This window comes from Falsirhodobacter xinxiangensis (assembly GCF_004959935.1).
Taxonomy (GTDB): domain Bacteria; phylum Pseudomonadota; class Alphaproteobacteria; order Rhodobacterales; family Rhodobacteraceae; genus Falsirhodobacter; species Falsirhodobacter xinxiangensis.
In genome coordinates, this window is sequence record NZ_SMYN01000016.1 from 1 (window position 1) to 25675 (window position 25675).

Annotated in this window: 20 protein-coding genes and 4 pseudogenes; 12 read left to right on the forward strand and 12 right to left on the reverse strand. The window is 64.1% G+C overall.

Going from position 1 to position 25675, the window contains the following annotated elements:
• Positions 1 to 638: 638 nt before the first annotated feature.
• The 3 genes and pseudogenes from nhaA to E2K76_RS15685 form a co-directional block, all read right to left on the reverse strand.
• Positions 639 to 1835, reverse strand: a pseudogene (gene nhaA / locus E2K76_RS15675) (Na+/H+ antiporter NhaA).
• A gap of 146 nt (positions 1836 to 1981) precedes the next feature.
• Positions 1982 to 3448 carry an alanine/glycine:cation symporter family protein gene (locus E2K76_RS15680; RefSeq protein WP_136685399.1) on the reverse strand — a complete coding sequence of 489 codons (1467 nt, stop codon included), beginning with the start codon at positions 3446 to 3448 and terminating at the stop codon, positions 1982 to 1984.
• A gap of 72 nt (positions 3449 to 3520) precedes the next feature.
• Entirely contained in the window at positions 3521 to 5182 is a 1662-nt protein-coding gene (locus E2K76_RS15685) for a BCCT family transporter (protein WP_136685400.1), read from the reverse strand.
• Between the two features lie 232 nt (positions 5183 to 5414).
• On the opposite strand from E2K76_RS15685, the pseudogene E2K76_RS15690 reads away from it, so the two are divergent.
• Together E2K76_RS15690 and E2K76_RS15695 are read left to right on the forward strand one after the other, a co-directional pair.
• A pseudogene (locus tag E2K76_RS15690) lies at positions 5415 to 6092 on the forward strand (TIGR00366 family protein); the annotation flags it as partial.
• An 84-nt stretch (positions 6093 to 6176) separates the two neighbouring features.
• Positions 6177 to 6373, forward strand: a pseudogene (locus E2K76_RS15695) (IS3-like element IS1133 family transposase); the annotation flags it as partial.
• 191 nt (positions 6374 to 6564) lie between these two features.
• On the opposite strand, the gene E2K76_RS20405 reads toward E2K76_RS15695, so the two are convergent.
• The 3 genes from E2K76_RS20405 to E2K76_RS15705 form a co-directional block, all read right to left on the reverse strand.
• Positions 6565 to 6702 carry a hypothetical protein gene (locus E2K76_RS20405; protein ID WP_169053338.1) on the reverse strand — a complete coding sequence of 46 codons (138 nt, stop codon included), beginning with the start codon at positions 6700 to 6702 and terminating at the stop codon, positions 6565 to 6567.
• Between the two features lie 120 nt (positions 6703 to 6822).
• Positions 6823 to 7461, reverse strand: coding sequence for a 5'-methylthioadenosine/S-adenosylhomocysteine nucleosidase (locus E2K76_RS15700; RefSeq protein ID WP_136685401.1), 639 nt, complete (start codon positions 7459 to 7461; stop codon positions 6823 to 6825).
• Between the two features lie 56 nt (positions 7462 to 7517).
• Positions 7518 to 8522, reverse strand: coding sequence for a GlxA family transcriptional regulator (locus E2K76_RS15705; protein WP_136685402.1), 1005 nt, complete (start codon positions 8520 to 8522; stop codon positions 7518 to 7520).
• A 96-nt stretch (positions 8523 to 8618) separates the two neighbouring features.
• Here E2K76_RS15705 and E2K76_RS15710 point away from each other — a divergent pair, with 96 nt between their 5' ends.
• The 8 genes from E2K76_RS15710 to E2K76_RS15740 are packed head-to-tail and all read left to right on the forward strand — an operon-like array spanning position 8619 to position 17624.
• Complete coding sequence (locus E2K76_RS15710; RefSeq protein WP_136685403.1) at positions 8619 to 9872, forward strand: sarcosine oxidase subunit beta family protein; 1254 nt, start codon at positions 8619 to 8621, stop codon at positions 9870 to 9872.
• A gap of 7 nt (positions 9873 to 9879) precedes the next feature.
• Positions 9880 to 10170 (forward strand): sarcosine oxidase subunit delta, encoded by a 291-nt coding sequence (locus E2K76_RS15715; protein WP_136685404.1) that lies wholly within the window; start codon positions 9880 to 9882, stop codon positions 10168 to 10170.
• Positions 10167 to 13112: a sarcosine oxidase subunit alpha gene (locus E2K76_RS15720; RefSeq protein ID WP_136685405.1), complete on the forward strand. Its 2946-nt coding sequence runs from the start codon at positions 10167 to 10169 to the stop codon at positions 13110 to 13112. Before E2K76_RS15715 ends, E2K76_RS15720 begins: the two co-directional genes overlap by 4 nt.
• A gap of 7 nt (positions 13113 to 13119) precedes the next feature.
• Positions 13120 to 13656, forward strand: coding sequence for a sarcosine oxidase subunit gamma (locus tag E2K76_RS15725; RefSeq protein WP_136685406.1), 537 nt, complete (start codon positions 13120 to 13122; stop codon positions 13654 to 13656).
• An 11-nt stretch (positions 13657 to 13667) separates the two neighbouring features.
• Positions 13668 to 14921 carry a serine hydroxymethyltransferase gene (gene glyA / locus E2K76_RS15730; RefSeq protein WP_136685407.1) on the forward strand — a complete coding sequence of 418 codons (1254 nt, stop codon included), beginning with the start codon at positions 13668 to 13670 and terminating at the stop codon, positions 14919 to 14921.
• Position 14922: 1 nt separating this feature from the next.
• Complete coding sequence (locus tag E2K76_RS15735; protein ID WP_136685408.1) at positions 14923 to 16302, forward strand: L-serine ammonia-lyase; 1380 nt, start codon at positions 14923 to 14925, stop codon at positions 16300 to 16302.
• Positions 16303 to 16326: 24 nt separating this feature from the next.
• The gene (locus tag E2K76_RS20875; protein WP_246032993.1) at positions 16327 to 16500 is read left to right on the forward strand and encodes a hypothetical protein; all 174 of its coding nucleotides are present in this window, start codon (positions 16327 to 16329) and stop codon (positions 16498 to 16500) included.
• Positions 16497 to 17624, forward strand: a complete 1128-nt coding sequence (locus tag E2K76_RS15740) for an MFS transporter (RefSeq protein ID WP_342773649.1) — start codon at positions 16497 to 16499, stop codon at positions 17622 to 17624. Before E2K76_RS20875 ends, E2K76_RS15740 begins: the two co-directional genes overlap by 4 nt.
• Here E2K76_RS15740 and E2K76_RS15745 read toward each other — a convergent pair.
• From E2K76_RS15745 to E2K76_RS15760, 4 genes and pseudogenes are all read right to left on the reverse strand, one after another.
• Complete coding sequence (locus E2K76_RS15745) at positions 17621 to 18637, reverse strand: LysR substrate-binding domain-containing protein (RefSeq protein ID WP_220432268.1); 1017 nt, start codon at positions 18635 to 18637, stop codon at positions 17621 to 17623. The two genes, E2K76_RS15740 and E2K76_RS15745, sit on opposite strands and share 4 nt — an antisense overlap.
• The gene (locus tag E2K76_RS15750) at positions 18634 to 19971 is read right to left on the reverse strand and encodes an NAD(P)/FAD-dependent oxidoreductase (RefSeq protein WP_136685409.1); all 1338 of its coding nucleotides are present in this window, start codon (positions 19969 to 19971) and stop codon (positions 18634 to 18636) included. The genes E2K76_RS15745 and E2K76_RS15750 overlap by 4 nt, the downstream gene beginning before the upstream one ends.
• 47 nt (positions 19972 to 20018) lie before the next feature.
• Complete coding sequence (locus E2K76_RS15755) at positions 20019 to 21524, reverse strand: aldehyde dehydrogenase (protein ID WP_136685410.1); 1506 nt, start codon at positions 21522 to 21524, stop codon at positions 20019 to 20021.
• A gap of 1 nt (position 21525) precedes the next feature.
• Positions 21526 to 21825: pseudogene (locus E2K76_RS15760) on the reverse strand (dihydrodipicolinate synthase family protein); the annotation flags it as partial.
• On the opposite strand from E2K76_RS15760, the gene E2K76_RS15765 reads away from it, so the two are divergent.
• On the forward strand, positions 21824 to 22390 hold the full coding sequence (locus tag E2K76_RS15765; RefSeq protein WP_246032986.1) for an ABC transporter permease: 567 nt from the start codon (positions 21824 to 21826) through the stop codon (positions 22388 to 22390). The pseudogene E2K76_RS15760 and the gene E2K76_RS15765 sit on opposite strands and share 2 nt — an antisense overlap.
• Positions 22387 to 23379 (forward strand): 4-hydroxyproline epimerase, encoded by a 993-nt coding sequence (locus E2K76_RS15770; protein ID WP_136685412.1) that lies wholly within the window; start codon positions 22387 to 22389, stop codon positions 23377 to 23379. The genes E2K76_RS15765 and E2K76_RS15770 overlap by 4 nt, the downstream gene beginning before the upstream one ends.
• Before the next feature lie 187 nt (positions 23380 to 23566).
• Here E2K76_RS15770 and E2K76_RS15775 read toward each other — a convergent pair whose 3' ends face one another.
• Positions 23567 to 24328, reverse strand: a complete 762-nt coding sequence (locus E2K76_RS15775) for a polysaccharide deacetylase family protein (protein WP_136685413.1) — start codon at positions 24326 to 24328, stop codon at positions 23567 to 23569.
• Positions 24325 to 25584 carry a glycosyltransferase family 4 protein gene (locus E2K76_RS15780; protein WP_136685414.1) on the reverse strand — a complete coding sequence of 420 codons (1260 nt, stop codon included), beginning with the start codon at positions 25582 to 25584 and terminating at the stop codon, positions 24325 to 24327. The genes E2K76_RS15775 and E2K76_RS15780 overlap by 4 nt, the downstream gene beginning before the upstream one ends.
• Positions 25585 to 25675 lie beyond the last annotated feature (91 nt).

Consider the following 25675-nt stretch of genomic DNA (forward strand, 5'->3'; position numbering starts at 1 on the left):
AAATCTGTCCAAGGATCGGGGAGTAGCTCACTGACTTCATGGATTTCGGCGGCCTCCCTACGGCCGACCATCCGAACGAACACCTCAACCTCGCGCTTCTCCCGGAGGATTCCGGCTTCTTCCAGCGATTGTTCGGCTTCCCTCAACGGACCGCGCCTTACATTGCGACGTGCAGCGACGCCCATCATCGGTGATGCGCTGTCCCAAAAAGCTTCCCCACGGCGTTCACGCGAGTATCTCTTTATTGACGCGAAGCGGCAGCGCGCCTTCGCGCTTGATCTGAGGTGGGGGCGCAGTTGGCGGTTCCCCCGCTCGGGCGCATTCATCTGCTCGGCAGATCGGCCGGGACGTCGCTGTCTACCTCCCCGCTCGACCTAGCCATTCAGCAGCTGCGGCACACAACCTATCTCCGCAAAGATCGACATGACGATTGCCCGCGAAAGGCAATCCGAAGCGATTCATGACGACGGAAGGCCCCACCCCGAGTCCCGCAAATTCGTCGAAGTGAGGGTTGCCGCGGCGCTTCAGCGAACGTCGAAAATGTCCTATCCAACTTTGCGACCGGCGTTAGTGCGGTGTGGGCAAGATCGTCATCCAGAGCGGCGCTAATGACGTATCGACCTCGAACCGTTCACCTGTCAAGCGCGGCTCTGCGCGCCCGGCAGCCGCTCCCGGCGGCTGGCGCGCAGGATGGCGTATCCGGCGGTTCCGGCGATCAGCGACCCGGCAAGGATGCCGAACTTCACGCGGTCCTGCATCGCGGGATCGTCGAAGGCCAGAAGGCCGATGAACAGGCTCATGGTGAAGCCGATCCCGCAGAGCAGCGACACGCCGAGCACCTGCGCCCAGCTTGCCGCCGCCGGCAGGTCGGCCAGCCCGGTCCGAACCATCAGAACCACAGCGCCAAAGACGCCGACCAGCTTGCCCAGCACGAGGCCCGCCGCGACGCCCAGCGTCAACGGCTCGGTCAGCACAGCGAGGGTCACGCCGGCAAAGGATACGCCTGCATTGGCGAAGCCGAAAATCGGCACGACCAGAAAGGCGACCGGCTTGTGCAGCGCGTGCTCCAGCCGGTGCAGGGGCGACTCCTTCGGCGATGCCTCGGGGGCCGAGGGCGTAAGCTTGATCGGAATGGTCAGCGCAAGGATCACTCCGGCCAGCGTCGCATGGATGCCCGAACGCAGCACCAGCACCCACAGGACGAGGCCCAGCAGAAGATAGGGTGAAAGATTTCCCACCCGCCGCAGGTTCAGCGCCACAAGCAGAAGGATCACGACCACGGCGCCCATGAGATCGGGCAGCGACAGATCGGCAGTTTAGAACAGCGCGATCACGATGACCGCGCCCAGATCGTCGATGATCGCAAGCGCTGCCAGAAACACCTTGAGCGAGGCCGGAACCCGAGGCCCCAAGAGCGACAAGACCCCGAGCGCAAAAGCGATGTCTGTCGCCGACGGAATCGCCCAACCGCGCAGCGCCGCCGGATTGCCCATGTTGAACGCCACATAGATCAGCGCAGGGATCGCCATGCCGCCGATGGCCGCGACCCCCGGCAAGATGCGGCGCGGCCATGTGGACAATTGCCCGTCCGTCATCTCGCGCTTGATCTCCAGCCCTACCATCAGGAAGAACACCGCCATCAGCGCGTCGTTGATCCCGTGCGACAGGCTGAGCGGCCCGATATAGGCGTGAAGCGCCGAAAAATAGGACGGTGCCAGCGGCGAATTTGCCGTCAGGATCGCCAGCGCGGCGACCCCCATCAGGAGGAGGCCGCCCGACGCCTCGCTGTCCAGAAAGCGGCGAAAGGTGGGATTGCCCCGTTTGGCGTTGGACATGGCTCTGCGTTCCCTTCGAAAAAGGTTGGTTCGGTCTCCGTAATCAGGAAAAAGCCCTGGGCGCACGCAGCACACGCCTCGGGCCTGAAAGTAGCGACACGGGCCGGAGGGTCAATAAAAAAGGGCCCCTCGGGGGCCCTTCGTGTTCAGTGGTGGATCGAACGCTCGCTGTCCTTCCACTCCTGCCATCCCGGCTGGCCCTGCATGAAGGCCTCGATCTCGGCCCGGCTGGCTTCCAGCTTCGGATCGTGGCGAAGATAGTGGCGGGTTTCCCGCGCGATCAGTCCCGACAGGATCAGCAGGCCGATCAGGTTCGGGATCGCCATCAGCCCGTTCATCACGTCCGAGAAGTTCCACACGACGCCAAGCTGCACGGTGCAGCCGAAGAACACGACCAGCGAGAACAGGACGCGGAACGGCATCACAAGGCTGCGGCCGAACAGCCGCTCCACGTTCCGCTCGCCGTAATAGGCCCAGCCGAGGATGGTGGAATAGGCGAACAGCACCAGCCCGACGGTCACGATCCAGTGGCCCCACTGACCGGGCAGCCCGTGGGTGAACGCCTCGCCCGTCATGATCGCGGCCGAGATCTGCTCGCCCGTTGCGGGATCGGTTTGCTTCCAGACGCCGGTGGTGACGATCACGAGGCCGGTGCAGCTGACCACGATGATCGTGTCGATGAAGGTCTGCGTCATCGACACCAGACCCTGCCGCACCGGATGCGTCGTCTGCGCCGAGGCGGCGGCGATGGCCGCGGACCCCATGCCGGATTCGTTGGAGAAGATGCCCCGCGCCACGCCGAACTGCACCGCGATCATGATGGTGGACCCGACGAAGCCCCCTGCGGCGGAGGTGCCGGTGAAGGCTTGCCCGAACACCTCGGCAAGGGCGGCGGGAACCGCGGTGATGTTGGCGCCAAGGATATACAGTGCGCCCAGCACATAGAACAGGATCATCGCCGGAACGAAGCCCGCCGTGACCTTTCCGATGGATTTGATCCCGCCGACCAGCACCAGCAGCGTCATCCCCGCCAGAACCGCGCCCGTGGCCCATGTGGGCACCGCAAAGCTGCGTTCGAGGTTCGACGCGATGGAGTTGCCCTGCGTCATGTTGCCGATGCCGAAGGACGCGCAGAAGGCGAAGATCGCGAAGGCCAGCGCAAGGAAGTTACCAAAGGCGCCGGGAATGCCGCGCTCCAGATAATACTGCGGCCCGCCCGATTTTTCGCCCGCCGTGTCGGTGGTGCGAAAGCGCACGCCGAGGAAGGCTTCGGAATATTTGGACGCCATGCCCAGCAGCGCGGTCACCCACATCCAGAACAGCGCACCCGGCCCACCGATACCGATTGCAGTCGCGACGCCGACGATGTTGCCGGTGCCGACCGTCGCCGCCATCGCCGTCGTCAGCGCCTGGAACTGCGAGATGTCACCCTCGGCATCGTCATCCTTGCGCTTGATGAGGCCAAGCCGCAGCGCCGCGCCTAGCCGCAGGAACTGGATCCCGCCCAGCCGCGCCGTCAGGTAGATGCCGGTGCCGAGCAAAAGCGGGATCAGCATGAAGGGACCCCAGACGATCCCCCCTATGGTTCCCAGAAACGCTTCAAGATTGTCCATGACTGTCCCCGCTGTTGCCTATGATTGCGGCGCATCACGGCGGCGCGAGCGGGGAATGTCAAGGTAGGGCGGTCACCGCGGCTCGGCCACCAATCCCTTCACCAGCGCAAAGCAGGAGACGAGCAGCACGAGCGCGAATGGAAAGCCCGTCGAGACGGCCATCGCCTGAAGCGCCGCCAATCCCCCGCCCAGCAGAAGCGCGATGGCGACCAATCCCTCGAACGTCGCCCAGAAGACCCGTTGCGGCACCGGGGCGTTCATCTTGCCGCCCGCGCTGATCGTGTCGATCACCAGCGAGCCGGAGTCGGACGAGGTGACGAAGAACACGATCACCAGCACGATCCCGATCAACGAGGTCAGCCACGACAGCGGCAGATGGGCGAGCATCTCGAACAGTTGCAGCTCCAGCGCGGCATCCTGCACCGAAGTCAGACCCTCGTTCACGACCTGGCTGATCGCAGTGCCGCCCAGCGATGTCATCCACAGGGTCGACACGACCGACGGGATCAGCAGGACGGCGATCAGGAATTGCCGCACCGTGCGACCGCGGCTGACGCGGGCGATGAACATGCCGACGAAAGGCGACCAGCTGATCCACCACGCCCAGTAGAAGGCCGTCCAGCCCTGACGGAAGTTGTCGTCGTCACGCCCGAAGGGATTGGACAGCGCCGGCAGATATTCGGCATAGGCAAGCAGGTTCTTGAAGAAGCCGGTAGCGATCTGGAGCGTCGGGCCGACTGCGATGATGAACACCAGCAGCAGAACCGCCAGCGCCATGTTGATCTCGGACAGCAGCTTCACGCCCTTGTCCATGCCTGCAACGACCGAAGCCGTTGCGATCCCCGTGATGACGATGATCAGGAATATCATCGCGCCAAGGCTGTCCGAAAAGCCGAACAGGAAATGCAGGCCCGCGCTCGCTTGCTGCGCGCCGAAGCCGAGCGATGTGGAAAGGCCGAAGATCGTCGCGAAGACGGCAAGGATGTCGATGACATGCCCCGGCCAGCCCCAGACCTTTTCGCCGAAGATCGGATAGAAGACCGAGCGCAGGGTCAGCGGCAGCCCCTTGTTGAAGGCGAACAGCGCCAGCGAAAGCGCGACGATGGCATAGATCGACCACGGGTGCAGCGCCCAGTGGAAGATGGTGGCCGCCATGGCCAGCCGCCGCGCGCCCTCGGCATCACCCGCAAATCCGTCCAGCGGTGCCCAGTCGGTCCGCACACCGTCCGCGCCGATCACCGGCCCGTCGAAAGCGGCCGTGTAATTGCCCATCGGCTCGGCCACGCCATAGAACATCAGCCCGATGCCCATCCCCGCCGCGAACAGCATCGAAAGCCACGACAGGAAGCTGTAATCCGGCGTCGCATCCGGCCCGCCCAGACGAATGCGGCCCAGCGGCAGCACGATCAGCGCAAGGCAAAGCAGCACGAAGATGTTGGCGGTGATCATGAAGAACCAGTCGAGGCTTCCGGTCATGAAGTCGCGCAGGTCCGCGAACAACGGTCCCAGCGTGTTCTGGAACATCAGCGTCAGCAGGGTGAAGGCGACCACACCGATCGCCGAGACGCTGAAGACGACGTTGTGGATGTCCAGCTCAAACACGAAGCGGCGGCGATAGCTGATATTGTCCTGCCCGATCTCGTATTCGGTGTCGATGATCTGGGTCGCCCCTTCCGGTGCAGGGATCGCATCGGGCGAAGCGGGGTCGATCGGGACCGCGGGTTTATCGGTCAAAAATCCGTCCTTTTTTTGGCGCGCGAGGCATCGATCCCGCAAAAGCGGGCCGGTGACGAAAGCGCGGATGAAGCGGCACTGCCTACAGGAGATGCCGCCCACCCTCAACCCGGCAAGGGATGGTGGGCGTTTTTTCCAGATATGTCCGGTCTTTGGCAGCACCGTGGTTTCCTAGGATATCGAGGAGGATACATGCTCAACTTCATCTCGCGCCCGCTTGTGCGGCTGGTCGATGCTGGCTGCCCGACCCCTATATCTTCGTCGTCATCCTGACGCTCGTCATCATGGCGGCGGCAATGGGCATCTAAGGGCACAGCCCCGTGGCCGTGGTCGGGATGCGGGGTGCGGGGTTCTGGGAGCTTCTGCCCTTTGCGATGCAGATGCTGCTGGTGTTGGTGACGGGCTACATGATGCCGCGACCCCGCTGGTGCGCCGCGTGCTGGAGCGTTTGGCGGAATCGCCGGGTTCCGCGATCCTTCTGGTCAGCTTAGTGTCGCTGACGGCAAGCTGGATCAACTGGGGCTTCGGGCTGGTGGTGGGCGTGCTGTTCGACAAGGCGATCGCCCGCAAGGTGCGGGTGGATTACCGGTTGCTGGTCACCTCTGCATATTCCGGGTTCATCGTCTGGCATGGCGGCCTTGCCGGGTCGGTGCCGCTGGCCATCGCAACGTCGGGGCATCCGTTCAAGCAGATCATCGGCATCATCCCGACGGACCGGACGATCTTCGCGGCCTACAACCTGTTCATCGCCGTGCCGCTGGTCAATCGCATGATGATGCCGAAGAAGGGCGAGGAGGTTTTCGTCGATCCCGAACTGCTGGTCGAACCCGAACCGCCCGAAGCAACCGGCACCACCCCGGCCGAGCGGATGGAGACCAGCCGCGTATTGTCCTGTTTGATCGGTCCGGCGGGGTTGGCCTTCCTGTTCCAGTATTTCGCCGGCACCGGGACGTTGACGTTGAAAATCGTCAAGAACGGCTCGAGTCGCTTCATCTGCTCGTCGCTCGACCAGAAAAGACTGCTCACCCACAATTGCTCTGATAATTCCGCCGTCGAAAGCTTCTTGAAATCGCTGAAGGCTGAAGTGGTCTGGCGCCGCGACTGGCACGTCCGGCGTGACGTCGAGATCGCCAGATTCCAATACATCAACGGCTTCTGAAACACTCGGCAGTCGGATGGAAATCACCCTAAGCCTTCGAACAGAAGGCCGCCCAACATGACCGTCTGACGCGAACGGAACCGGTGCAGGTTCCTTACGGGGGAGCAGTATGGGGGTTATGTTCCCTGCAATTTGCCGGCTGCGACTATCTTGGCTTATCGGCTCAGATGCCCGGAATAAGCTTCAGTTCAAGATCACCTTTGCAAGTCATGGCGACCATTGTTTACAGTGACATCATCCTGAGTGCCATGATGATCGAGGCGAGCACCGAGAGGCCGACGAAACAGAAGATCGCCAACCAGACGGCCCGTTGCCGCAGCGATTTGGGCGGGGTCTGATCTTCTTCTGTGGGATGTGCCATCGTGCCGCTCGTCATTTGCCTGAACGGAATGTGGGCAAAACGGGATGTGTGGGCAAGTGGGCAGAATGACCACCCGCCTGTTGCCATCATTGGAAGCGGCGGTCGCGGCGGCGTGGGAAGTCACGCGTCTTGGAGATCGAGCGCGTCGCTTTCGATCGCGGTGCCCAGCGCATCGACTGCCGTGGCAAGCCGCTCGTCGATCACGTGCAGGTATTGCGTCCAATCCGTCAGCTGGCGCAAATCGTCGGCGCCGTCCGAGATGCCGCGCAGCCCGATCAGCGGAACGCCGAACAGCGCGGCAGCGCGCAGGTGGGCGAAGGTCTCCATATCCACCATGTCCTCGGTGATCTGGTCATAGGCCGCACCGCTGACGATATTGGCACCGGTGGAGAGGCTGGCGGTCGGCAGCCCGGGTATGCGGTATGGCAGATCGATGCGGGCCGGCAGATCCAGAAACGGCGTGTGCCCCCGCGCGAATCCCAAGGGCGAGGCATCCATGTCCCGGTAGGCGACGCCGGAGACCTGATAGACTTCCGCCTGCATCAGGGTGCGCGAGCCGGCAGATCCCAAGGAAACCACCAATCGCGGGCGTTTCGGCATCCCGGCCAAAGCTGCCGCCAAGGCCACCGCCCCTTCGACCGGGCCGACGCCGGTCATGAGCGGGGTGATCCGCGCACGCAGTGCAGGGCCGTATTCCGCCTCTGCGGCCATCACGAACAGGACAGGCATTCCAGCCAGCATGGTTATCGTCGCGGTCATGGTGCCTCTTGGTTCGCCGGGCGATGCCGGTGGTCAAAGCGTCTTTCGCATGAAAGTCAGGCCATAGCCAAGTCGGGGCGCAAATAGGCCTGACGATACGCGGTGGGCGTGACGCCCCGTTCCGTTTTCATGGTCCGCGCCAGATGCCCCGCGTCGCAGAAGCCGCAGGCGAGGGCGATGTCCGTCGTCGAATCGGTCGTCGAGCGCAGGCGCTGCATCGCCCGGTCGATCCGCAGCCCGGTATAGATGCGCAGGGGCGATTGCTTCAACGCCGCGTCGAAACGACGCTCCAGGGTGCGGCGACCGATGCCAAGCTCATTCGCCAGTTCGTCGATGGATTTCGGGGCCTCGATATTCTGCTGCATCCGAAGGATCGCGCGTTTCACGACGGCATCCGTGATTGTCGCGGTGATCTGGGCACCGGGCTGCGGACGCTCGCCGCTGAGTGCGTCGTCGATCATCATGATGTTCAGGCTCTTGATCGCGGCAGGGCGGCCGATATGCTTCTGGATCAGATAGGCCGACAAATGCGCGGCCCCGTGGCTGCCCGAACAGGTCAGCCGGTTGCGATCCACCACGAAAAGCTGATCGCCCACCGGCATCTCGTTTTCGAACCTGTCAACGAAATCCTGATGGTGGAACCAGCTTACGCAGCAGCGATAGCCCCGGAGCAGGTCCGCCTGCTGAAGGATGAACACCCCTGTGCAAAGACCAACCAGCGACATGCCCCGAAGCGCCGAAGCGCGTAGATAGGCCAGCATCTCGGCGCTGAGCGCGACCTGATCGTCGATCAGCCCTCCGACGACGACGAGGTAGTCGTAATCGCCTGCGTGGCGCAGGCGCGTGTCGGGCTGCACCTTGACCCCGCAGCTTGACCGGATGGGCGCCATGTCGTCCGACAGCACGGCCCAGTCGCACAGGATGGGGCGCGATTTGTCGGCATCGTCCGCCGCCAGCCGCAGCACGTCGACGAAGTTGGCAAAGGCGGAAAGGGTGAAGCGGTCGGCCAGAAGGAAGCCGACGCGCAGGCGTTTTCTGGTGTTGGGCGATGAGATCGTCATGACGCAAACTTTCAAACGACGTGGCGCAAAAGTCCCTTCAGGCATAACATCAAACTTTTACATTTCCGTCCAGTCCTCTCGAACCGGCGGTTGCACATGTCCAGATTCAGCGCATTATCGCTTTTGAAACATAGCCTTAGCGGCCATAAGAACTGGTCGAAGCAATGGCCCGACAGCCAGCCGAAAGCTGAGTATGATGTGATCATCGTTGGCGCGGGCGGGCATGGTCTGGGTGCGGCCTACTACCTTTCCAGCCAGCATGGCATCACCAATGTCGCGGTGATCGACAAGGGCTGGCTGGGCGGTGGGAACACGGGCCGGAACACGACCATCATCCGGTCGAACTATCTTTACGACGAAAGCGCGCGGCTGTTCGATCACTCGGTCGATCTGTGGGAGAACCTGAGCCAGGAGCTGAACTACAACGTCATGTATTCGCGCCGGGGCTGCCTGATGCTGGCCCATACGGTGCATGACGTCCAGAGCTTCAAGCGGCATATCCATTCCAACCGGCTGAACGGCGTCGACAATCGCTGGCTGACGACCGAGGAATGCAAGGAATTCGTTCCCTGCCTGAACACCTCTCGCGATGCGCGGTATCCCGTCATGGGCGGTGCGCTTCAGGAACGCGCGGGGACGGCGCGGCACGATGCTGTGGCGTGGGGCTATGCCCGCGGCGCGGCGGCTCGGGGCGTCGACATCATCCAGAACTGCGCCGTCACTGCCATTCGCCGCAATCCCGACGGGTCGGTCGCGGGGGTGGAGACTTCGAAGGGGTTCATCAAGGCCAGGAAGGTCGGGGTGTCCGCCGCCGGCCACACTTCGGTCGTGATGCAGACGGCGGGGGTCAACCTGCCGCTTGAAAGCTATCCGCTGCAGGCGCTGGTGTCCGAACCGGTGAAGCCGATCTTCCCCTGCGTCGTGATGTCGAATGCGGTCCATGCCTATATCAGCCAGTCCGACAAGGGCGAATTGGTGATCGGTTCGGGCACCGACCAATACACCAGCTACAGCCAGCGCGGGGGCCTGCCGCTGATCGAGCATACCATCGCGGCGATCACCGAGGTGTTCCCGATTTTCAACCGCATGCGGATGCTGCGCAAATGGGGCGGGATCGTGGACGTGACGCCGGACCGTTCGGCCATCATCTCCAAAACTCCCGTCGGCGGTCTGTATGTCAACTGCGGTTGGGGCACGGGCGGGTTCAAGGCGACGCCGGGTGCTGCCCACACATTCGCTTGGACCATCGCCAAGGACGAACCGCACCCCATCAACGCCCCCTTCACGATGGAGCGGTTCCGCACGGGCCGCCTGATCGACGAAGCCGCCGCCGCCGCCGTCGCGCATTGAGGTTCCCATGCTGCTGATCCATTGTCCCTATTGCGACGAGACCCTGCCCGAGGCCGAATTCACCTATGCCGGAGAGGCGCATATCGTGCGTCCCTTGGACCCTTCGGCCCAGACCGATGAGCAGTGGGAAACCTTCATGTTCATCCGCCGGAACCCCAAGGGGCCGCATTATGAACGCTGGCGCCACCTGCATGGCTGCGCGCGGTATTTCAACGCCGTGCGCGACACCGTGACCGACAAGTTCCTGACCACCTACAAGGCGGGCGAGCCACGCCCGGATCTGGAGAGCCTGAAATGACGCGCGTTCCGGGAAAAGGTCGGGTGGACCTGTCGCAGCCGGTCGAATTCACCTTCGACGGCAAGACGTTTCGTGGCGGAAAGGGCGATACCGTTGCCTCCGCGCTGCTGGCGAATGGCGTGCATCTGATGGGCCGTTCGTTCAAGTATCACCGTCCGCGCGGCCCCGTCGCCGCGGGGTCCGAGGAGCCGAACGCGCTGATCGGCACCCGCCGCGGACCGGGACGTTACGAGCCGAACACCCGCGCCACCGTGCAGGAAATCTGGCAGGGCCTGCAGACCAATTCGCAGAACAAGTATCCCAGCCTGAAATTCGACATCGGCGCGGTGAACGATGCCGCCTACATGATGTTTTCGGCGGGGTTCTACTACAAGACCTTCATGTGGCCGAAGAATTTCTGGCACAAGGTCTATGAGCCGTTCATCCGCGCGGCGGCAGGTCTGGGCGTTTCCCCGACCGAGGAAGACCCCGACACCTATGCCTCGCGCAACCTGCATTGCGATGTGCTGATCGTGGGGGCAGGGCCTGCGGGCATCGCGGCGGCAAAGGCGGCTGCGGGCCAACGCGTCGTGCTGGTGGACGAGAATGCCGAGGCGGGCGGGACGCTTTTGTCGGAACCGCAGGCGGTGATCGACGGTGTGCCCGCGTGGGACTGGCTGGCATCGGAACTGGCGGCATTGAAGGCGGCGGGCGTCAAGGTGATGACGCGGACGACCGCCATCGCCTATTACCACCAGAACATGGTCGGGCTGTGCGAGCGCTTGACGGACCACCTGCCGACGCTGCCCGCCGATACGCCTCGCGAACGGCTGTGGCGGGTGCGGGCGAAGCAGGTGATTTTGGCGCAAGGCGCGCTGGAAAAGCCGCTGGTGTTCAACGGCAACGACCGTCCGGGCGTCATGCTGGCGGGTTCGGCGCAGACCTATTTGAACCGTTACGGTGTGCTGGTCGGCAAGATGCCTGTCGTCGTCACCAGCCATGACAGCGCGTGGTATGCGGCCTTCGATCTGCAAAAGGCGGGCGCGAAGGTGCAGGCCATCGTCGATCTGCGCGGCACGGTGCGGGACGATCTGCTGGCCGAGGCGAAGTTGCTGGGCATTCCGGTGAAGCTGTCGCACACCGTCACGGCGACCTCGGGGCGGCTGCGGATCAGGTCGGTGCGCGTGAACCCGACCAGTCCCGGAAAGGTCGGCGCGAGGGTCGAGATCGCCTGCGACGCGCTGCTGATGTCGGGCGGTTGGACGCCGTCGCTGCATCTGTTTTCCCACACCCAAGGCAAGCTGACATGGGATGCGGGCCGAACGACGTTCCTGCCCGCCGCGACGCCCGAGGATTGCGTGATCGTCGGCGCGAGTGCGGGCGCTTGGGGGATCGAGGCCGCGCTGCGCGCGGGCGCTGCGGCGTTTGGCGGCACCGCGCCGACGGTCGAGCATGACCGCACGGGCAGCGGTGTGTCGCAGGTGGAACTGCCCACCGACCTGAACGCCGGACGTGCCAAAGCCTTCGTCGATTACCAGAACGACGTCACCGCCAAGGATCTGCGGCTTGCCGTGCGCGAGGGGATGTCGTCCATCGAGCATGTCAAACGCTATACCACCAACGGCATGGCGACCGATCAGGGCAAACTGTCCAACATCAACGGGCTGAACATCGCCGCCGACGCGCTGAACCGCCGCCAGCCCGAGGTGGGGCTGACGACCTTCCGCCCGCCCTATACGCCGACCAGCTTCGGGGCATTCGCCGGGTACCATCGCGGGACGCATTTCGAGGTGACGCGCAAGACGCAGATCGACAGCTGGGCCGCCGAGAATGGCGCGGTGTTCGAGCCGGTCGGCCAGTGGCGCCGCGCGTGGTATTTCCCGAAAACAGGCGAGACGATGGACGCCGCCGTCCTGCGCGAATGCAGGTCGGTGCGCGCGGGGGTGGGGATCTTCGACGCCTCGACCCTCGGCAAGATCGAAGTCGTGGGGCCGGACGCGACCGAGTTCATGAACCGCATGTATACCAACCCCTGGGCGGGTCTGAAGCCGGGCCGCTGCCGCTACGGTCTGCTGCTGGGCGAGGATGGGTATATCCGCGACGACGGCGTGATCGGGCGCATGTCGCAGGACCGTTTCCACGTGACCACCACCACGGGCGGCGCGGCGCGGGTTCTGAACATGATGGAGGATTACCTCCAGACCGAATGGCCGGACCTGAACGTCTGGCTGACCTCGGTGACGGAACAATGGTCCACCATCGCGCTGAACGGGCCGCACGCGGCCAAGCTGCTGGCCCCGTTGGTCGAGGGCGTGGACCTGACGGACGAGGCGTTCCCGCATATGTCCTGCGTGGAATGCACCGTGGCCGGAATGCCCGCGCGCCTGTTCCGCGTCAGCTTCACCGGTGAGATCGGGTTCGAAGTCAATGTCCCCGCGCCGATGGGCCGCGCATTGTGGGAGGTGCTGTGGAAGGCGGGCCAGCAATACGGCATCACCGCCTATGGCACGGAAACCATGCACGTTCTGCGCGCGGAAAAGGGCTATATCATCGTCGGTCAGGATACGGACGGCACGGTCACGCCGCATGATGCGGGCATGTCCTGGGCCATCGGCGCGAAGAAACCCGATTTCGTCGGCAAGCGCGGCATGGCCCGTCCCGATCTGGTGGCCAAGGGGCGCAAGCAATTGGTCGGCCTGCTGACCGAGGACCGCTCGCGGCTGGAGGAGGGGGCGCAGATCGTCTTCGATCCGGACCAGCCGATCCCTATGAAGATGGTGGGGCATGTGACGTCCTCGTATCTGTCGGACGCCGTGGGCCAGCCCATCGCGCTGGCGCTGGTCGAAGGCGGGCATGACCGGATGGGCCAGACCGTCCACATCCCCATGCCCGACCGCACCATCGCCGCCAAGATTACCGGGGCCGTCTTCGTCGATCCCGAAAACGCCCGCTTGAAGCTGTGAGGATGAGATGAACAAAGCTGTTTCCTCTTTCGTGCCTGGCGTCCTTGCGACGAGCACGGCGGCCACGGTCAGTCTGGCCGCACCGATGGGCCGGCTTTCCCTGCGCGCCCGGGGTGATCTGTCGGCGCTGGACGCGGCGCTCGGCATGACGCTGCCGACGCGGATTGGCCAGCGCAATGCGGGCGCGATCTGCCTTGGTCCCGATGAATGGATGCTGCACGCGGACGATATCGTGCCCATCGTCGCCGCCTGCGCCGCCATCTATGAGGGTCATCCGCACAGTCTGACCGATGTGTCGGGGCGCGAGATCACGCTGCTGATCGAAGGGCCGCGCGCCGCGGAACTGCTGACCTTGGGCTGCGCGCGCGACATCGACAGCATCCCGGTGGGCGAGGGCCGCCGGACCGTCTGCGACGGTGCGACCGTCATCCTGTGGCGCGATGCGCCGGACCGTTTCCGTATGGACGTCTGGCACAGCTTTGCCCCGCATCTTCTGCACCTGTTCGAAACCGGCTGCCGCGAGCTTGCGGCCGAAGCCGCCTGAAAGGGATATACATGTTCGACCGTCTGCCCAAAGCCGGCATCTCGGATGCCGTGATCGCGAATGCCATCGCCGAGGAGCTGCACCGCCAGAAGAACCAGATCGAACTGATCGCATCCGAGAACATCGTCTCGGCCAGCGTGATGGCGGCGCAGGGGTCGGTGCTGACCAACAAATACGCCGAAGGCTATCCCGGCAAACGCTATTACGGCGGCTGCGAATTCGTGGACAAGGTCGAGGAGGTGGCGATCGATCGGCTCAAGAAGCTGTTCGGCGCGGAATATGCCAACGTCCAGCCGCATTCGGGCGCGCAAGCCAATCAGGCGGTGTTCCTTGCGCTGCTGCAACCGGGCGACCGGATCATGGGGCTGAGCCTCGCGCATGGCGGGCATCTGACGCATGGATCGCCCGTTACCATGTCGGGGAAATGGTTCGACGTGGTCTCCTATGAGGTGGACGCCGAAACCCACCTGATCGACATGGAAAAGGTGCGGCAAAAGGCGCTGGAAACGAAGCCGAAGCTGATCGTCGCGGGCGCTTCGGCCTATCCGCGCCAGATCGACTTTGCCGGTTTCCGCAGGATCGCGGACGAGGTGGGCGCCTTTCTGATGGTGGACATGGCCCATTACGCGGGCCTGGTCGCGGGCGGGCATTACCCGAACCCTGTGCCCCACGCGCATGTGACCACCTCGACCACGCACAAGACCCTGCGCGGCCCGCGCGGCGGCGTGATCCTGACCAATGACGAGGCGCTGGCGAAAAAGATCAACAGCGCCGTGTTCCCCGGCAATCAGGGTGGCCCGCTGATGCATGTGATCGCCGCCAAAGCCGTGGCCTTCGGCGAGGCGCTTCAGCCCGAGTTCAAGGATTACGGCCGGCAGGTCATCGCCAACGCCCGCGCCTTGTCCGAAGTGCTGATCGCGGGCGGTCTGGGCATCGTGTCGGGCGGGACGGACTGCCACATGGTTCTGGTCGATCTGCGGCCGAAGGGCGTGACGGGCAAGGCCACGGAAATCGCGCTGGAACGGGCGCGGCTGACCTGCAACAAGAACTCGATCCCCAACGATCCCGAGAAGCCGTTCGTGACCTCCGGCATCCGGCTTGGCACCTCGGCCGGCACGACGCGCGGCTTCGGCGAGGCCGAGTTCCGCAAGATCGGCGAGCTGATCCTGCGTGTGATCGACGCGAATGGCGACGAGGCGGTCGAAGCCGAAGTCCGGGCCGAGGTTCGCAAGCTGTGCGACGCATTCCCGATCTACGGGGCCTGAAATGTTCCTGTCGGTCTTCGACATCTACAAGATCGGCATCGGCCCTTCGTCATCGCATACGATGGGGCCGATGGTCGCTGCCGCGCGATTCCTGGACGATCTGCGCGGAGGGGTGGAGAAGATCCCGGGGGCGGGCAAGCTGCACGCCCTTGGCGCGACACTGCATGGCTCTCTGGCCTTCACCGGCAAGGGCCATGCGACGGATCGGGCGGTGATCCTTGGCTTTTGCGGTCTGATGCCGGAAACGCTGGACCCGGACCGCGCCGAAAGCATCGAGGCGGAGGTGCGTGACAGCGGGATCGTCCGCCCCGAGGGGCTGGATGCGCTGCGTTTCGACCCCGCGACCGATCTGGTCTTCGACTATGACGCCCCGCTTCCCTTGCACGCCAATGGCATGGTGCTGCGGGCCTTCGACGCGGCGGGGAACACCTATCACCGCCAGACTTATTATTCGGTCGGTGGCGGTTTCGTTCTGACCGAGGCCGAAATGCAGGCCGGGACCGCGCTCAAGGGGATGCGCGAGGTGCCGTATCCCTTCGCTTCGGCCCGCGAGATGCTGGCGATGGGCGCGGCGTCGGGCAAGACCGTCGCCCAGATGAAAAGCGCGAACGAAGGGCGCGCGGATCTGGATGCGGGGCTGGACCGGCTGTGGTCGGTGATGGAAGGCTGCATGGATCGCGGGCTGTCGCAAGACGGCATCCTGCCCGGCGGGTTGAAGGTGCGCCGCCGTGCGCGGGCGATCCACGAACAGCTTGTCGCCGAACGGGGCCGCAATCTTGCCCAGCCGCATCAGGCCAACGACTGGATGAGCGTCTATGCCATGGCCGTCAACGAGGAAAACGCGGCTGGCGGGCGCGTCGTGACCGCGCCGACGAACGGGGCGGCGGGCGTGGTGCCTGCGGTCATCCGATATTACCTTGACCATTGCGTCGGTGCCAGCCGCGAGGGGCTGCGCGATCTGATCCTCGTGTCCGCCGCCGTGGGCGGGATCATCAAGCACAACGCCTCGATCTCGGGGGCCGAGGTCGGCTGTCAGGGCGAGGTCGGATCGGCCGCGGCGATGGCGGCGGCGGGGCTTTGTGCCGCGCTGGGCGGCACGAACGAACAGGTCGAGAATGCCGCCGAAATCGCGCTGGAACATCATCTGGGAATGACCTGCGACCCGGCGGCAGGGCTGGTGCAGGTGCCGTGCATCGAACGCAACGCGCTTGGCGCGATCAAGGCGGTGTCGGCGGCCAGTCTCGCGCTGCGGGGGGACGGCACGCATTTCATGCCGCTGGACAACTGCATCCGCGTGATGCTGGAGACCGGGCGCGACATGAGCCTGAAATACAAGGAAACGTCGCAAGGCGGCATCGCGGTGAACCTGCCGGAATGCTGAAGCGGGAATCACGGGGAGGGGTTCATGGTTTCATTCGCCAGTCAGGATGGGAACAGCCTGGACGGGGCGCCGTTCCGGGCGATTCATCTGCTGGCCGCCGCTGCTGTCCTGGGTGGGGCGGCGCTGGATGGCTATGTGTTGGGCATCGTCGGCCCGGCCCTGGCCATCGCGCAGGGGGAGTTGCGCTTTCGGCGCTGAGCCAAGGGCTCATCGCATCCAGCGCCTTGATCGGGGTGTTCGTGGGCGGGTTGATCTTCGGCAACCTTGCCGACCGTTACGGGCGCAGGCCTGTCTTTGCGTGGAACCTGTTTTCCTTCGTCATCCTGTCGATCCTGCAGCTTTTCGTCACCGGGGTCTGGCAGCTGGTCGCGTTACGCCTTGCGCTGGGCCTTGCCATCGGCGTCGAATATGCCGTCGGCAGCTCGGTCCTGGCCGAGTTTTCGCGTCGCAAGGGCAGGGGGATGCTGCTGGGCATGATCTCGGTCGCGTGGCAGGCGGGGTTCACGATCGCCTTCCTTGTCGGGTCGATCTATGACGGATCGGACTGGCGGCTCCTGCTGGCCAGCAGCGCGATCCCCGCGCTTGCCGTGTTCCTGATCCGCCTGCGCTTGCCGGAAAGCCCGATGTGGCTGAAGGCGCAGGGCCGCATCGCCGAGGCGCGCGAGATCGTCGACCGCCATTTCGGGCCGGAGTTCGATCTGCCCTCGATGGCGACGCAGCAAAGCAACGCAACGCTGCGCGAGGTCTTCAGCCACAAGGATCGCTGGCAGCACATCTATTCCGGGCTGTTCTGGTTCTGTCAGGTCGGACCGTTCTTCGCCATCTTCACCTTCATCACCCCGGTCTTCGTCGGGCTGGGGATCGAGGATGGGCTGATGGTGGATCTATCGCTGAACGTGGTGCAGATTCTGGGCGCCGTCTTCGGCGTCGTGCTTCTGGCCATCCTGTCGCGGCGCGGCTTCGTGATCTGGACATTTGCGGTAATGTTCGCGGTGCTGCTGGCCATCGGGCTGTTCCCCACCGCGCCGCTTTGGGTGGTGGTCGCGCTGTTCGGCACCTACATGTTCGTCGCGCCTGCGGCCAACAACATCCAGTTTGTCTATCCCCCCGAGATTTTCGACACGCGGCTTCGTGCGACGGGGGTCGGTTTCTCGGCGGCGGTTTCGCGGATTTCGGCGGCGGCCGCGGTCTATGCCCTGCCGCTGCTGCTGGAGACGATGGGGGCCTCGGCGGCGATGATCATCATGTCGGTGCTGCCGGCTTTGGGGTTGGTTCTGTCGATCCTGCTTGCGCCGGAAACCAAGAACAAGGTGCTGCGCTAGTCGTGCAGCATCGGGATGGCGTCGATCGCGGCCTTCAGATAATCGACGAAGGCCGTGATATGCGGCTTCTGCCGCGCGCGGGGCTTCAGCTTCAGGTAATAGTTGCGGCCTGAATTCAACGGCAGATCGAAGATCCTGACAAGCTGCCCGTCTTCCAGCGGCTTGTAGACGTGGTGCCGCCAGCCAAGGATCACCCCTTGCCCGGCAATCGCCGATTGCACCAGCATGCCATAGCTGTTGGTCATGAAGGCGGGTACCGGGGCATCGATCTCTCCGGCATGGTGGTGGAACCAGTCCGACCAGCGCAGGGGATACCAGCCGATGGCTTCGGAGCTCCAGTGGAAGCGGTGCAGTTCCATGATATCGGCGCGCAGCAGATCCTTGGGGCCGTCGAAAGGGCCATGGGCGGCCAGATAGTCTGGCGAGCAGACGGGATCGACGATTTCCGAGAACAGGGGCGTCAGATGGTCGCCGATCTCGGACCGCTCGTTCCCGCAGACGATGGCGATGTCGACCTCCTCGAAATCCTGAAGGTGGTCGTTTTCGTCCGAGGCGAGAAGCGTGAACTGGATGTGCGGATGGTCGGCGCGATACGCATCGACCAGCGGCTTCACGAAGTTCGACATCCCGGCATAGGTCCCCGACAGGGTGATCGTCCGTTCGTCCCCGCCTTGTCCGACCTGCGCGATCGCATCGCTGAGCCGGTCGAGCCCGTGGGTGACGGCCTGAAGCAGAAGCCGCCCTTCGGCGGTCAACTCCATGCTGTTGTGCTTGCGCAGGAAAAGCTGGCAGTTCAGCGATTTCTCAAGGCCGCGGATATGCTGGCTGATCGCGGCTTGGGTGACATGAAGCTCGCTTGCCGCAAGCGTGAAGCTCAGATGTTTGGCGGCCACCTCGAATGTGGCGAAGGACCCGAGCGAGGGCAGGTGCCGCCGTTTGGGGGGGCGGTTGACCATGTCGACCGACCGGGGACGTATGCGGTCCTTGAAGATGTCCTTGCCCTTGGCTGTCATTCGTTATGTGCGCGCCATTCCTTCCACCGAATGAATATGTTCGCGCCAAGTTTGGCAAGGGGTGCGGGAGGAAGCTTGGTCGGCGGGGCCTGTGCGGCGAAGAAGTGGGTGACGTCGGTTGCATGGCCCAGCGCTGCCTCGGCGGCGGCGATGCCTGCCAGCGTGCTGCGCGTGGTGCCAAGGCCGTTGCAGACGGCAGCGGCGTAAAGCCCGTCGTCCAGCCGTCCGGCGATGGAGACGTTGTTGTTCGACAGGCACAGATGCCCCGCCCAGGCATATTGCATCGCCGCTCCGGCAAGCTGCGGAAAGCGGGTGTCGAACTTCTCGCGCATCATGGCGGTGGCGCGGCGCATGTGGCCGGGGGTCGTGACCATTTCCGGCAGCATCTTGGCCATAGTGCGGGTCACGATGCGGTTGCCGCCCTGCGGGGTCGAGATGCGGCGCATCGTCGTGCCCATCGGGTCGGACGGGGTGACGCCCCAGTTGCCCGTGCCGCCGATGCGGGCAGGGTCCAGTTCCTCGGTCATGGTGGCGAACAGGAAGATGTGCAGCAACCGGCCCGCGCCGAAGCCGAAGCTTTCCAGATGCCCGTTATTGGCAAGGATGACCGTACCCGCGTCGATCCGGCCCTTGGCCGTGCGGACGGACCAGCCGTCATCCAGCCGGACCAGTTCGGTGACCGGGCTGTTCTCATGGACGGCGATGCGCGGGGACAGACCTGCCAGCAGCCCGCGGATATATCCGGCGGGCTGGATCATCACCGTGCCGGGGGTGAACAGCCCCGAACGGTAATGCGACGACCCGGTCAATTCCTTCATGCCTTGCGCATCGAGAATCTCGTTACCCTCGCCAAGCTTGTCCAAATGCTTGGCATAGGCGGTATTGCGGTCATGCGCCGCGGTGCTGGCGGCGCCGTTCACCTTGCCGTCGCGGCGGAAATAGCCGGACGGGATGCCGTATTCGTCAACCGCCGCTGCTGCGAAGGCGATGGCGTGGCGGTTCATGCGGATCAGTTCGCTGTCCGAACTGGAATTTTCGCCCGCGTAATCCTCGGAGGTCAACTCGTGCGGCAGATCGATCATGAAGCCCGAGTTTCGGCCCGCCGAACCTTGGGCGATCTGGCCCGCATCGATGACCGCGATCCTGGCGTGGGGTGCCAGCTCCAACAAGCGGCGGGCTGCGGAAAGCCCGGCGAAGCCGCCGCCGATGATGGCGAAGTCGGCGCGGGTGGCGGTTTCAAGCGGGGGCATGGCGGTGCGGGGGGGCAGGATCGCCTCCCACGCGGCGGGGCCGGCAAGCTTCTGCAGGCGTTTCGCGCGGATGGTCCGGGACATCGTAACCTCAGGTGGGAAAAGGGCCGGGGTTCGCCCGGCCCGGATCGTCAGTCGATGCTGGCCGGTTCGGAATCGTTCAGGTCGATCCAGATGGTCTTGAGCTGCGTATATTGATCATGCGCGTGGATCGAATTGTCCCGCCCGCCGAAGCCCGACTGTTTGTAGCCGCCGAAGGGCGTGGAGATGTCGCCTTCCCCGAACGAGTTCACCGTGACAGTGCCCGCCCGCAGCATCCGCGCGCCGCGGATGGCGCGTTTGGCATTCGCGGTGAAGATCGACGCGGCAAGGCCGTATTCGGTGTCGTTGGCGGTGCGGATCGCTTCCTCGAAGCTGGCGACCTCGATCACGGTCAGGACGGGGCCGAAGATTTCCTCGCGCGCCAGTTGGTGATCGTTCGATGGAACCTCGACGATGGTCGGCTCCACATGGGTGCCATTGGCGGTGCCGCCCATATGGACGGTCGCGGTCTTCGCGATCTCCAGATAGGAGGCGACCTTGTCGTAATGCGATTTCGACACCAGCGCGCCGACGCGGACCGAAGGGTCCAGCGGCTCGCCCATGTTCCATTCGCGGGCATGGGCCTTCACGCGGTCCAGAAGCTTGTCCTTGATGCCTTTCTGGACGATCAGGCGCGATGCGGCCGAACAGTTCTCGCCCATGTTCCAGAACGCGCCCTGGACGACATGGGCGGCGACGGTGTCCAGATCCTCGGCATCGTCCAGCACGATGCAGGGGTTCTTGCCGCCCAGCTCAAGCACGACTTCCTTGAGGTTGGATTCGGCGGAATAGGTCAGGAACCTCCGGCCCGTCGCCGTCGATCCGGTGAAGGAGACCATGTCCACGTCGGGATGACGGCCCAGCGGCTCGCCGACATTGGCGCCCGATCCGGTGACGATGTTCAGAACGCCCGCCGGCAGGCCCGCCTCGGTGGCAAGCTCGGCCACGCGCAGCGCGGTCAGCGTCGTCTCGGCGGCCGGTTTGAGCACGATGGAATTGCCTGCCGCCAGCGCCGGTGCAATTTTCCATGCCAGCATCAGCAACGGGAAGTTCCACGGCAGCACCAGCCCGACGACGCCCACCGCCTCGCGCACGACCAGCGCGATGTGATCGTCGGACGAAGGTGCAACCTGATCATAGATCTTGTCGATCAGTTCCGCGTGCCATTTCAGGGTGTGGATCGTCTCGGGCAGGTCGATCGTGGCGACGTCGAAGATCGGCTTGCCGCTGTCGATGCTTTCCAGAACCGCAAGCTCATGCGCGTTGCGCTCCATCAGCTTGGCCAGCTTCAGCAGCACCTCCTTGCGCGCACCGGGGGAAAGACGCGACCAACGGCCATCCTCGAACGCGTCGCGCGCCTTTTGCACGGCGAAATCGACATCTTCGGCACCGCAGGCGGCGATCTCGGTCAGTGGCGCGCCCGTGGCGGGGTTCGCCGTCGTGAAGGTCTTGCCCGACTTCGCGGGCCGGAAGCCGCCGTCGATATAAGCGCTGGAGGGCAGCGAGATGGATGCGGCCAAGGCTTCGTATTCGGATTGGGTCAGAAGATCGGTCATGTCAGTTCCCCGCCTTGATGGCCGCGATGGTGGTTTTCAGGACGGCGATCACCTGTTCCAGTTCGCGCTTTTCATCCTTGTTCAGCCCCTTCAGCGGGGGGCGCATCGGTCCGGTGGGAACGCCGGCCATCGTGGTGCCATGCTTGATGCATTGGATGAACTTGCCGCCCTGTTCCAGCACGGTCATCAGCGGCAGCATCGCCGACATGATGCGGCGGCCTTTGACGAAGTCGCCGTTCACGACGCAGGTTTCATACAGATAGACGTGTTCTTCGGGCAGGAAGTTCGACCCCGCGCAGATGCAAACCGTTGCGCTTGTCACGGTCGCGGTCTTCGTCGCGGTGCTGATCGCCTTTCCGCTGGGCATCCTCGCCGCGCGCCGCCCACGGATCGAGGCTGTGCTGCGCCCGATCCTCGACATCATGCAGACGGTGCCGCCATGGGTCTATCTGATCCCGGCGGTGATGATCTTCAGCCTTGGCCGCGTGCCTGCCATCATCGCCACCATCGTCTATGGCGTGCCACCGATGCTGCGGCTGACAACGATGGCCTTCAAGGGTGTGCCAAAAGATCTGAAGGAACTGGGCGCGGCCATCGGCGCGCCGCCCCGCGCGATCCTGACCAAGATCGAGATTCCGGCGGCGACGCCCACGCTGCTGGTGGGGCTGAACCAGTGCATCCTTCTGTCGCTGGCGATGGTGGTTCTGGCGGGCCTTGTCGGCGCGGGCGGCCTTGGGGCCGAGGTGACGCGCGGGCTGACGCGGATGGAAATGGGCCTTGGCCTGCGCGCCGGGCTGGCCATCGTCGCGGTCGCGCTGCTGCTGGACCGGGTGACACGGGGCATCCTGCAAAGGAAACGGACATGAGAAAGACTTTCTTCTGCATCGACAGCCACGCCTGCGGCAATCCCGTGCGCGTCGTGGCAGGTGGCGGGCCGATCCTGCCGCATCTGCCCATTGCCGAGCGCCGCGCGATCTTCATGCGCGATCACGACTGGATGCGCACCGCCCTGATGTTCGAGCCGCGTGGCCATGACGTGATGTCGGGGGCGATCATCTATCCGCCCCATCGCGACGATTGCGACGCGGCGATCCTGTTCATCGAGGTCAGCGGCTGTCTTCCCATGTGCGGCGCGGGCACCATCGGCCTTTCCACCGTGCTGCTGGAGGAAGGGCTGGTCGTGCCGAAGGTGCCCGGGCGGCTGTCGCTTGAAACGCCTGCCGGTCGGGTTGACGTCACCTATGACATGGAGGGCGGGCGCGTGAAATCCGTGCGGCTGTTCAACGTCGCAAGCTACCTTCACGCTTCGGACGTGACGGTCGAGGTGGAGGGGCTTGGGCCACTGACCGTCGACATCGCCTATGGCGGCAACTTCTATGCCGTGGTGGAGCCGCAGGAGAACTGGCGCGGGCTGGACGTGGGCGTGTCCGAGATCATCTCGCTGAGCCAGCGTCTGCGCCGGGCATTGGCCGAAGCGATCGATCCGGTCCACCCCGAGGACGTCGCGATCCGGGGCGTGCATCATGCAATCTGGTGCGATGCGCCGCGATCGGGTGGCGACGGCCGCGGGGCGGTCTTCTATGGCGAAAGGGCGATCGACCGCTCTCCCGGTGGGACCGGAACCTCGGCGCGGATGGCACAGTTGTTCGGCAAAGGGCGGCTCGGTCTTGGCGACGCCTATCGCAACGAAAGCATGATCGGTACCGATTTCGATGGCAGGGTCGAGGAGATCGTCAAGGTCGGGCCATTCACCGGCATCCGGCCCAGCATCGGTGCCTGGGCGCGGATCATCGGGCACAACACCATCTTCGTGGATCATGCCGATCCACTTTGGAAGGGCTTCCAGCTCGTCTGAAAGACGAAATCCGGCGCCTTCGTCCTCGACTTCCAAACGCCAGCCGACCTATGGCCGGGCCGCATGCCAAGGGGGTCAGCGTTTCTTGTTCTGCTGGACGCCATCAAAAACACCGCGGCGCGCAATCGACGTCGCTGCCGTCACGGGTGTTCGGTCGCGACTGCGGCTCGCGCTCCGAGGCGATGTTTCAAGACAGCGACACGTTGCCTCGGGGCCGGGCGACCGGTTGTCCCTTCGCGGCGTCCTTCATGAACAGCTTCCACAGAAAGCCGAATGTATCGTCGCCGAAAGATATTGCCTTGCGCGGCAGGGCAAGGCGATCGAATTTGGCAGTCGCCGCACCGCGCTGGCATGTCACGCCTGTCGAATACCCCGCAGTTTCCGCGGCTTCGAGTGTCAAAAGATCATGCGATCCATAGGGATAGCACATGTGCGGCACGGGTAGGCCCAGTTCGTGTTCCAGAAGCGCCTTGCTCTGCACCATCTGCTCGGCCTGCACGTTTGCGTCATGCTCGGCCAGATGGATGTGGTGGAGCGAATGGCTGCCGATTTCGACGCCCCTTCGGCTGATGTCGCGCAATTCGTCCCAAGTCATCAGCGGCGGCGTCTCGTGGCCGGATTCGGCGAGCCAATCCGCGGTCCCGCCGACCAGACCGGCAATGGCATAGACGATCGACGGGAATCCGTATTGCTCAAGCACGGGCAATGCGTTGTCGCGGAAATTCCGACACCCGTCGTCGAAGGTCAGGACCACGGCCCGATGCGGCATGGGGCTTTCGCCCCGAAGCGCACGGGCCGCGTCGGACATGGAGATCACCGGAATGCGCAAAAGGTGCAGCGCCCGCATTTGCGCGCGAAAGCGCCCGATGTCGCAATAGGACGCGCGGTGGGTCCTTATGTCGGAAAAGCTGCCGACCTGATGATACATGAGGATGGAGATGCCGCTCATCGTCTTTCTTGCCATTGCCGGATCGCGCGATCATAGGCGCGCTCGGTTTCGGTGATCATGCGTTCGGGCGTGAAGCGCCCTTCGAAAACCTCTCGTGCGGCGCGGCCCATCCGCAGGCGCATCGCATCGTCGCGGCCTATCTTCAGGATGGCCGCAGCCAAGGCCTCCGGATCTTCCGCAGGGACGAGAATGCCGGAGATGTCGTCCTCCACCACTTCGGGTATGCCCCCGACATTCGTGCCGATGCTGGGTCGTCCCGAAGCTGCAGCCTCGATCAGCGACAAGCTCAACGCCTCGCGGCGCGAAGGGGCCAGCATGACGTCCAGCCGGTCGAATACGCCTTTGATATCGGCGGTCTCTCCCTGAAAGATCACGTGGTCCATGAGGCCCATTTCGTTTGTGAGCGCTTTCATCTTCCGCGCCCATTCGGTGTCGGTCGGTCCGATGAAGGTCAACCGCACCGGCAGGACGTGCCGCAGAATATTGATCGCCTTCAACGCCAGATCATGCCCCTTCACTGGCTCCAGCCTTGCCAGCATACCCAGCATCAGCGGACGAGCCAAGGCGATCGGCCCCGGCGCCGGCGCTGCGGCCAATCCGAGGTCGGGGACACCCAGATGAATTGCCGTGACGTTTTCCTGCTCAAAGCCCTTGGTCAGCAGAAAATGCCGGACGGCGTTCGATACGGCAATGATCTGATGGTCGTGTTTGAACCGGACCCACGCATTCGTGGAATGGGCGGTTGCGATCATCGCAAGCCGTCCGTCCGCTGCCCAATGCGCATATCGCGCGCCACGCTGGGCGTGACCATGCAGGATGTCGGCATTCCACCTTCGTGCAAACCGGCGAAGCCGCCACGCCGAAATCGGATCGAGCATCCCATGCATCGGGATGTCGATGCCTTCGTGACCTTCGGCCTCCATTGCGCGGCCAAGCCAGCCGTCCTTCGGCCCGGCAAACGCAATCCGATGGCCTGCCGCCGTCAATCCGGCGGACAAGGAGAGGACGTGCCGTTCTATGCCGCCAATGCTGTGGCTGTGACAGACCATGACAATGCGTTTCGGATTCGGTCGCGTCCTGTCGGCGAAAGAATCCATCGTGACGGCAGTTGCTGACACTTTGTCGTTCCGGCTGTTCGTGCCGGCCCGCCTGCATCGCCGTTGAACACAGGATATTGGCGAGACAAGGCTCTCACCCGGTCTCGGTCCATCCTTGGTTTCGCGGATTTGTAAGGAGCCGTGCAATCCTGTAAACATACAGGTCCGCCAACGGCGCCACCTGCGGGTGAAATTGAACCCGGATCTGACGATTGCGTCCGAAATTCCTTCCCATATGCAATGGGATTTG